This window comes from Caloramator sp. ALD01, assembly GCF_000472625.1.
GTDB classification, from domain to species: domain Bacteria; phylum Bacillota; class Clostridia; order Clostridiales; family Caloramatoraceae; genus Thermobrachium; species Thermobrachium proteoclasticum.
This window is the reverse complement of the sequence record NZ_AXAA01000051.1, coordinates 1-7,130: the sequence shown is the minus strand read 5'-3', so window position 1 is coordinate 7,130 and position 7,130 is coordinate 1. Positions and strand designations below refer to the sequence as shown.

Annotated in this window: 7 protein-coding genes and 1 tRNA gene; 7 read left to right on the top strand and 1 reads right to left on the bottom strand. The window is 31.7% G+C overall.

Annotation, left to right across the window (positions count from 1 at the left end; genetic code table 11):
- The first annotated feature begins 303 nt into the window (after positions 1 to 303).
- Positions 304 to 379, top strand: a tRNA-Pro gene (locus A3M9_RS0111840).
- A 75-nt stretch (positions 380 to 454) separates the two neighbouring features.
- Here A3M9_RS0111840 and murC read toward each other — a convergent pair.
- Positions 455 to 1,828, bottom strand: a complete 1,374-nt coding sequence (gene murC, locus A3M9_RS0111835) for a UDP-N-acetylmuramate--L-alanine ligase (protein WP_027309382.1) — start codon at positions 1,826 to 1,828, stop codon at positions 455 to 457.
- A gap of 212 nt (positions 1,829 to 2,040) precedes the next feature.
- Here murC and purR point away from each other — a divergent pair, with 212 nt between their 5' ends.
- The 6 genes from purR to A3M9_RS13920 form a co-directional block, all read left to right on the top strand.
- The gene (gene purR, locus A3M9_RS0111830; protein ID WP_027309381.1) at positions 2,041 to 2,853 is read left to right on the top strand and encodes a pur operon repressor; all 813 of its coding nucleotides are present in this window, start codon (positions 2,041 to 2,043) and stop codon (positions 2,851 to 2,853) included.
- A gap of 89 nt (positions 2,854 to 2,942) precedes the next feature.
- On the top strand, positions 2,943 to 3,224 hold the full coding sequence (gene spoVG, locus A3M9_RS0111825) for a septation regulator SpoVG (protein WP_027309380.1): 282 nt from the start codon (positions 2,943 to 2,945) through the stop codon (positions 3,222 to 3,224).
- Between the two features lie 158 nt (positions 3,225 to 3,382).
- Positions 3,383 to 4,756 (top strand): bifunctional UDP-N-acetylglucosamine diphosphorylase/glucosamine-1-phosphate N-acetyltransferase GlmU, encoded by a 1,374-nt coding sequence (gene glmU / locus A3M9_RS0111820; RefSeq protein ID WP_027309379.1) that lies wholly within the window; start codon positions 3,383 to 3,385, stop codon positions 4,754 to 4,756.
- Positions 4,757 to 4,772: 16 nt separating this feature from the next.
- A complete protein-coding gene (locus A3M9_RS0111815; protein ID WP_027309378.1) occupies positions 4,773 to 5,726 on the top strand; it encodes a ribose-phosphate diphosphokinase in 954 nt (317 codons plus the stop codon).
- A gap of 444 nt (positions 5,727 to 6,170) precedes the next feature.
- Positions 6,171 to 6,572 (top strand): IS200/IS605 family transposase, encoded by a 402-nt coding sequence (gene tnpA, locus A3M9_RS0111810; RefSeq protein ID WP_027309377.1) that lies wholly within the window; start codon positions 6,171 to 6,173, stop codon positions 6,570 to 6,572.
- Between the two features lie 2 nt (positions 6,573 to 6,574).
- Positions 6,575 to 7,130: RNA-guided endonuclease TnpB family protein (locus A3M9_RS13920; protein ID WP_035166643.1), on the top strand; the 556-nt coding region annotated here is incomplete at its 3' end.

Below are 7,130 nucleotides of genomic sequence, written 5' to 3'. Positions count from 1 at the left end.
ATTATTGAGGATATAAGAGATGAGAGATTTACAATAGAAGATACCTGGAATAACCCAGTATTTGAAAAAACTTAATGCAACAATAAAATTGGAAATTAATTATTTAAATTTCTTGGGGTAGGGGGAGTTATAACTATTTTTATAATCTACAGGGATGGCGGAATACCATTTCTTCAATAAGATGTAATAAGATATAATTTCAGTAAAAATAAAAATTCTACTGGAATTTTACTGCGAAATCTCTGATTTTTTAAAAAAACACTTGCCAAAGTAAAAAAAATAATATATAATAAATTGTGTCTTCGGGGTGTGGCGCAGATGGGAGCGCGCGTGGTTTGGGACCATGAGGTCGCAGGTTCAATCCCTGTCACCCCGACCAAAAAAGGATTGCAGAAGCAATCCTTTTTTTATTTTATATTTAAATAAAAAGCTCAACTTAAAGTTGAGCTTAAACTTATCCCTTTAAAAACTCCTCCCCAATTTTATAAACATCCCCAGCACCCATTGTAATTACTACATCACCATCTGAAAGATTTTTCTCAATATATTTAATTATTTCTTCAAATTCCTTTATATATATTACATCAACTCCATTATTTTTAACAGCATCAGCTAACATTTTTGAATTAACAAGTCCTAAATCCTTTTCACGAGCAGCGTATATATCCGTTAGTATCAACTTATCTACACCATTAAAGGCCTTTGAAAATTCATCAAACAAAGTTAGGGTTCTTGTATAAGTATGGGGTTGGAATATACAATATAGTTTTTTATGAGGATAATTTTTTGCAGCCTGTATAGTAGCCTTAATTTCAGTTGGATGATGTGCATAATCATCAATAACTGTAATACCATTTTTAACTCCTTTTTTTTCAAAACGTCTATGAGTACCAGTAAATTCATATAGACTATCCTTTATAGTTTCAAAATCAATTCCAAGGGATAGTGTACAACATATAGCAGCAAGGGAGTTTAGGATGTTGTGTTTACCAGGAACATTTAGCCTAATCCTTCCTAATATTTCATTGTTTTTAACAACATCAAATTCTGCACATCCTCTCTCGTTATAGCTTATATTTGATGCTCTTAATGTTCCCTCATCTATCCCATAGGATAGGATTTGTACACCAGATGATTGAAGTATTTGTTTTACCCTTTTATCCTCTGCATATCCAATTAGAATTCCATCCTTTGCAATATTTTTTGAAAACTTAACAAAGGTTTGGCTTATTTCTTCTATATCTTTATAATAGTCAAGGTGATCTGCATCGATATTGAGTATAATTCCTATCTTAGGATAAAATTGAAGAAAGCTTCCTTTATATTCGCAGGCTTCTGTTATGAAGTATTCGCTGTCTCCAATCCTTAAATTTCCTCCAATAGCATCAAGTTCTCCACCTATCATTATTGTAGGGTCAAGATGTGCTCTGTAGAGAATCAAGGAAATCATTGATGTAGTTGTTGTTTTGCCGTGGGTTCCTGATACTGCTATGCTGTTTTTATATTTTTTCATAACAAGACCTAAAAATTCAGCTCTATCCATAATAGGTATGTTTCTTTTTATTGCCTCTAATAATTCAGGATTGTCCTTAGGAATGGCTGCAGTATAAACTACTAATTGTTGATCAGTAATATTATCTGCAGAATGACCAATATATATAGTTGCACCTTTGTTTTTCAGCTTTTCAGTAAGTTTAGAAGAGCTTCTATCGGAACCAGAAACTATGCAACCTTGGTTTAGCATAATTTCTGCCAAAGCACTCATACTTATTCCACCAATTCCAATAAAATGGATTTTGTTAATTTGTTCATCTAATATTTTTACCATAATATCACTCCTGAAATTATTTATTATGATTATTGACAAAATGATTATATCATAATACAAGTATAGAATGAATTATTATATTTTATTGAAATAATTTTTTAAATAATCTACAATTAATTTAAAACAGAATATAAAATAACCTAATTTAAAATATATGTATAAAAAAATTAAACAATGACAAAAATATAAAAGAATGGATGGGAAGTGGTAATTTGGATAAATTACAAAGAAAAGAAAGAGTAGCAGCAATTATAAAAATTTTATCAGATAACCCTAATAAGGTATTTAGTTTAGGGTATTTCTCAGATTTTTTTGGTTCAGCACGTTCAACTTTAAGTGAAGATATTTCGCTGGCAAAGAAGGTGGTTGAATATTTAGGTTGTGGTAAGATAGAAACTTTATCTGGTGCAGCAGGTGGAGTAAAATACACACCAGGGTTAAGTGAAAAATTAAAAAGTGAATTTCTCAATGAACTTTGTGAAAAATTAAGTTCTCCAGACAGAATAATAAAGGGTGGATATATATATATGAATGATATAGTATTTTCACCTGATATTTCTTCAAAGGTAGGAACGATACTTGCTGCCTATTTTATTGATAAAAATGTAGATTATGTGGTAACAGTTGAAACAAAAGGTATCCCAATTGCACTTATGACGGCAAATGCATTAAACAAACCACTTGTTATTGCAAGACGTGAGGTTGGGGTTACTGAGGGTTCATCTGTTAGTATAAATTATGTTACGGGTTCCTCTAAAAAAATACAGAGGATGAGTTTAGGCAAAAGGGCACTAAAAAAGGGAAGTAGATGCATCTTCATAGATGATTTTATGAAGGCTGGAGGAACAGCCAATGGAATTGTTGAGCTTCTTAAGGAATTTGATTGTGAACTTGTAGGAATTGGTGTATTAGTAGAAGCATCCGCTGATAAAAAGCTTGTATCCGATTATATTTCTTTATTGACTTTAGATATGGTAGATGAGGAGAATGGAAAAATAAAAATCTATCCAACAACAAATAATTAAAAAATTCAAAAAATATTATTTAATTTAGCAGGATTTTTTAAAAATATGTAGAATACTATTAATTAAGCAACTTGGAAGGTGGTGAATTTATGAAGGTTACTGATGTAAGAGTAAGAAAAATTACAAACGAAGGAAAGATGAAGGCTATTGTTTCAGTAACATTCGACAATGAACTTGTTGTTCACGACATCAAGGTTATTGAAGGACAAAATGGACTTTTTATTGCTATGCCAAGCAGAAAAACTCCAGACGGACAATTTAAGGACATAGCACATCCAATCAATTCAGAAACAAGGGAAAAAATCCAGCAAGCAATTTTAGCAGAATACGAAAAGGCTAAGGATAGTGTAGAAAACGCAGAAGAACAATAATAAAGGGGAAGCATTTAGCTTCCTTTTTATTTTTTTTAAGAATATTACAAATATTGCTCATTTCAGCTTTTTTGAGCTATTTTAATTGAATAAATTTAGTATTTAGACTATAATAAAATAGGTATTATAATTTAATATTTTAAGGATGAGGTGCTATTATGAATAACTGTTATGGTTTGATATTAGCAGCAGGCGAAGGAAAAAGAATGAAATCTAATCTGCCTAAAGTACTTCATAGGGTTTGTGGGAAACCTATGCTGTTTCACGTTATTGATGCCCTAAAGGGTGCAGATGTTGATGATTACATAGTTGTTATTGGACATAAATCAGAAGTGGTTAGAGCAAGTCTAAATGAAAACATCAAAACGGCTTATCAGGATAGACAACTTGGAACAGGACACGCGGTTATGTGCTGCAGTGACTTTTTAAAGGATAAAGAAGGAACTGTTATAGTTCTTGCAGGCGATGCACCTTTAATAACTGCAGAGACAATTAAGAATGTCTTTGAGTTTCACATAAATGGTGGCTATAAGGTAACAGTGCTTACAGGTGATGTTGATAATCCAGCAGGATTTGGAAGAATCGTAAGAGACCAAAATGGTAATATTGAAAAGATAGTTGAACATAAGGATGCAAGTGAGGAAGAACTAAAAGTAAAAGAAGTAAATTCAGGCATATATTGTTTTGATATAAAATTATTATTAGAATCTCTTAATAAATTAGATAATAATAATGCACAAGGGGAATATTATTTAACAGATGTTATTGAGATATTAAAAAGACAAGGACATAGTGTTGGAGCATATAAAGTTGATTTTACAGAGTTTATGGGTGTAAACTCAAGAGTTCAACTTGCAGAAGCAAGTGAGGTTATGAGAAGAAGAATAGTTAAAAGGCTTATGGATGAGGGGGTTACATTTATAGACCCAAATAATGCATACATAGATGCAGAGGTTAAGATAGGTAGAGATACTATTGTGTATCCAGGCTGTGTAATTGAAGGAAATACTGAAATAGGAGAAGGATGTATAATAGGGCCTAATTCAAGAATAGTAAATTCAAAAATACATAATGGAGTTGAAGTTCAAAGCTCAGTTGTTTTGGATAGTATTGTTCACGATAATACATCTGTCGGACCATTTGCATATATAAGACCAGAGAGTGAAATAGGAAAGAATGTTAAAATAGGTGATTTTGTTGAAATCAAAAAGTCAAAAATAGGCGATGATACAAAGGTATCTCACCTAACATATATAGGAGATGCTGAAGTAGGACGTGGATGTAATTTTGGATGTGGTACAGTTGTAGTAAATTATGATGGAACAAACAAACACAAGACTATAGTAAAGGACAATGCATTTATTGGTTGCAACACTAATTTAGTAGCTCCTGTTACAGTTGAAGAAAATGCTTATATTGCTGCTGGCTCAACTATTACAGAAGATGTACCAAGTGGAGCACTTGCTATTGCAAGAGCAAAGCAGGTAAATAAGGAAGGCTGGCTTGAAAAGAAGGGTATATGGAAAAAATAGCATAGGAGGCGTTTTTATGATTACACACGGTAAAAATATCAAAATATTTACTGGAAATTCTCATCCTAACCTTGCGAAGGAAATAGCAGACATCGTTGGTGTAAGTGTTGGAAATTCAAATGTTGGAAGATTTAGTGATGGGGAAATATCAGTAGATATTAATGAAACAGTTAGAGGAGCAGATGTATTTGTTGTTCAATCAACTTGTGCTCCAGTAAATGATAATTTAATGGAACTTTTGATAATGATGGATGCTTTTAAGAGAGCTTCTGCTGGTAGAATTACTGCTGTTATTCCTTACTATGGATATGCAAGACAAGATAGAAAGGCAAAGGCAAGAGATCCAATTACAGCAAAGCTTGTGGCAGACCTATTAACAGCAGCTGGTGCAGATAGAGTTTTAACTATGGACTTACACGCTGCACAAATTCAAGGATATTTTAATATACCTGTTGATCACCTTCTTGGTGTACCAATACTATCAAAGTATTTCCAAGATTTTAATCTAAATGAAGATGAAGTAGTTGTAGTTTCACCTGATTTAGGCAGTGTAACAAGAGCAAGAAAGTTTGCAGATAGACTACATGCTCCTATTGCTATAATAGATAAGAGAAGACCGAAGGCTAATGTTTCAGAAATAATGAATGTAATTGGAGATGTAAAGGGTAAGGTAGCAATACTTGTTGATGATATGATAGATACTGCAGGTACAATTACTAATGCAGCAAATGCATTAGCAGATTTAGGTGCAAAGGAAGTATATGCTTGTTGTACACATGCTGTGCTATCAGGTCCGGCTGTTGAGAGAATTAAAAATTCAGCAATAAAGGAACTTGTTGTATTAAATACAATTCCTTTAACTGAAGATAAGATGCTTGATAATATTAAGGTATTATCAGTTGCTCCTGTTTTTGCAGAGGCGATAAAGAGGATATATGAGGATTTATCTGTTAGTAAGATATTTGAGTAAAAGGATGGCAATTAGCCATCCTTTAGATTATTGACAAACCTAATTGATAGCTACATTATGAAAATGCCCCATGAAAGGATTTCAATAGGCTCTTTCATGAGCTTTAGCAATTGTTGCTTTTCGACTTTGAAAAAGTCCGTAATTCGGCACAGGACGTGCCGAGCCGAGCGGCCATCAGGATGATGGCATCGCGAGGGTAGGACTTTTTCAAATAAAGAAAAGCTTATAATTGCTTAGTGAAATGAAGGTATGCCTAAGAAATCCTTCATGGGGCTAATCAATATATAATTTTTTCAACAGCCCGATCCTTTTTATAATACATAAAAGTTTTTAACTAAAAAGTAACAGAAGTCGCCCACTTCTATAAGTGGGTGATGAATGTTGTTTGACACATTCTTCCTTTATGATATAATCAGTATTATAGGAAGGAGGTTCTGTAATATAATGGATTTAGACAATAATAATCATTCAGTATTCTTGTTGTATTATCATCTTGTTTTGGTAACTAAATATAGAAGAAAAATTATTGATGATAATATATCGAATAGACTAAAAGAAATATTTGAAAAGATACAGGATAATTATAATATCACATTACAAGAATGGAACCATAATAAAGACCATATCCATATATTATTCAAAGCACATCCTAATACAGAGTTGTCTAAGTTTATAAATGCATATAAAAGTGCTTCATCAAGATTGATAAAGAAAGAATATCCTAAAATAAAAGAGCAATTATGGAAAGAATATTTTTGGTCAAGAAGTTACTGTTTACTTACAACAGGTGGGGTGTCAATTGAAGTAATTGAAAAATATATAGAAAAGCAAGGGAAGGATGTGTAANTTTGCTAAAGGCTTATAAATATAGNATATATCCNACAAAAGAACAAGAAGANTATTTTGNTAANGTATTTGGTTGNGTAAGATTTATATANAACAAAATGCTNCATGACAAAATAGAACATTATAANCAAACAGGAGAAATGCTAAACAATACACCTGCANAATATAAAAAAGAATATTCTTTTCTAAAAGAAGTAGATAGTCTTGCACTTGCCAATGCACAACTTAATTTAGAAAAAGCATATAAAAATTTCTTTAGAGATAAAAAAATAGGATTTCCAAAGTTCAAGAAAAAGAAAGGTTACCAGTCTTATACTACAAATAATCAAAATGGAACAGTAACACTTGAAGGTGGTTATCTAAAAATTCNAAAGTTAAAGACAAAAATAAAAATAAAACAACACAGACAATTTGAAGGAAAAATTAAATCTGTAACTATATCAAAAACACCAACAGGCAAATATTATGCTTCTATACTTGTAGAAGAAGAAATTAAAGAATTACCTAAAATAGATAAAAAAGTAGGTATAGATTTAGGCATTAAAGAATTTGTTATTT